At 67.6% G+C, this 1,862-nt stretch carries 2 protein-coding genes; both read left to right on the top strand.

Going from position 1 to position 1,862, the window contains the following annotated elements:
• The first annotated feature begins 198 nt into the window (after positions 1-198).
• Entirely contained in the window at positions 199-663 is a 465-nt protein-coding gene (locus ABIC17_RS20255; protein ID WP_354284976.1) for a MaoC family dehydratase, read from the top strand.
• Complete coding sequence (locus ABIC17_RS20250) at positions 660-1,550, top strand: HpcH/HpaI aldolase/citrate lyase family protein (RefSeq protein ID WP_354284975.1); 891 nt, start codon at positions 660-662, stop codon at positions 1,548-1,550. Before ABIC17_RS20255 ends, ABIC17_RS20250 begins: the two co-directional genes overlap by 4 nt.
• The last annotated feature ends 312 nt before the right edge of the window (positions 1,551-1,862 follow it).

Here is a 1,862-nt window from a genome sequence, read left to right as displayed (position 1 = left end):
GGGTGTAATATTTTTTCCTACCCCCCGGTGGTTTGCGCGCGCCGCCGACCACGGGGGGGGGGGGGGGGTTTCTCGACTTCGCTCGAAACGAACGGGGGGCGTGGGGGCATCCCGCTCTGGTCCTTCCCGAAATCGCTGGTATGGCCGGGTCGCATGAAGGCAGGCCCGCTACAGGGCCCAGAACGGGAGCGGCAGGCGATGGCGGGATTGTGGTTCGAGCAGTTGGAAGTCGGCCAGACTTTCGCGCATGCAATCCGGCGGACCGTGACCGAGACCGACAACCTCCTGTTCTCGACGCTGACGCATAACCCCGCGCAGCTTCACCTCGATGCCGAATATATGAAGGACAGCGATTACGGGCGGATCATCGTCAATTCGACCTTCACGCTCGGGTTGATGGTCGGCGTGTCGGTTGGCGACACGACGCTTGGCACCGCGGTCGCCAATCTCGGGTGGGACGAAGTGCGCTTTCCCGCCCCCGTCTTCATCGGCGATACGCTGCGGATCGAGACCGAGGTGGTCGACCTGCGCGACTCTCGCTCGCGGCCCGATGCGGGGATCGTGACCTTCGTCCACCGCGCGTTCAACCAGCGCGACGAACTCGTCGCGACGTGCAAGCGCACCGGATTGCAGCGCAAGACCCCGGTGGAGGCCGGCGCATGATCGACCTTCGTTCGTGGCTGTTCATTCCGGGGGACAGCGAAAAGAAGCTCGCCAAGGCGGACAGCACCGGCGCGGATGCGTTGATTTTCGACCTCGAGGACTCGGTCGCGCCCGAGAACAAGGCGCGCGGGCGGGATCTCGTGGCCGGACTGCTGGCGGACCGGCCGCAGGAAGCGCGGACCAGCCAATTGTGGGTGCGGATCAACCCGCTCGACAGCGGGATGGTGCTCGACGATCTGGTCGCGGTGGTGGCGGCCGCACCCGATGGCGTGATGCTCCCCAAGTGCGGTGGACCCGCCGATATCGCGCAACTGTCCTTCTATCTCGACGCGCTCGAGGCGCAGGCGGGGCTCGCTGCCGGATCGATCGCGATCCTGCCGGTCGCGACCGAGACCGCCGCCGCGCCATTCACGCTGGGGGACTATGCCAAGGTGCCCGCGGCGCGGTTGGCGGGGCTGACGTGGGGCGCGGAGGATCTGGCGGCGGCCTTGGGCGCGTCGACCAATCTCGATCCGGCGGGGGGCTGGGCGCTGACCTATCGCACGGTGCGGACGCTGACGTTGCTCGGCGCGAAGGCGGCGGGGGTGCAGGCGGTTGATACGCTGTATGTCGATTTCCGTGACGAGGCGGGGTTGCGCGCCTCGTCACGGGCGTCGCGGGCGGAGGGGTTCACCGGGCGGCTTGCGATTCACCCGGCGCAGGTGGCGGCGATCAATGAAAGCTATTTGCCGAACGCCGGGGAAGTCGCGTTCGCCGAGCGGGTCGTTGCGGCGTTCGATGCTGCCGGCGGTGCGGGGACGGTCGGGCTTGATGGGCGGATGCTGGATATTCCGCATTTGAAACAGGCGCGGGCTGTGCTGGCGAAGGTGGGGGCTTACGGGGGGTAGGCGTCGTATCCCGCGCGATCTGTGTTGCAGGCTGCTCGATACGAAGAGCGATCTACTCTATTGCACCGTTGTTCCTCCAACCAAATGGTTGCTGAGATGTGTGAGGGCCTTTCTAAGCCCCTCCCCTTCAGGGGAGGGGTTGGGGTGGGGAAGTGCCTCGCAGAGAGCTTGGTTCTGCTGGTCTGGCCCCCCCCCCCCCCCCCCCCCCCCGGGGGGGGGGGGGGTTTTGGCGCCCCCCCCCCCCCCCCCCACGGTGTAAGCCCACACAAAATAGGGGGGGCGGCCGAACCGCCCCCCCCCCCCCGCCCACAC

Source organism: Sphingomonas sp. PvP056 (genome assembly GCF_040549155.1).
Taxonomy (GTDB): domain Bacteria; phylum Pseudomonadota; class Alphaproteobacteria; order Sphingomonadales; family Sphingomonadaceae; genus Sphingomonas.
This window is presented reverse-complemented; position numbering and strand designations above follow the sequence as displayed.

Bases quoted from the DNA above. Each gene is read 5' to 3' on its own strand.
- ABIC17_RS20255 (WP_354284976.1), top strand. From the start codon at position 199: ATGGCGGGATTGTGGTTCGAGCAGTTGGAAGTCGGCCAGACTTTCGCG.
- ABIC17_RS20250 (WP_354284975.1), top strand. From the start codon at position 660: ATGATCGACCTTCGTTCGTGGCTGTTCATTCCGGGGGACAGCGAAAAG.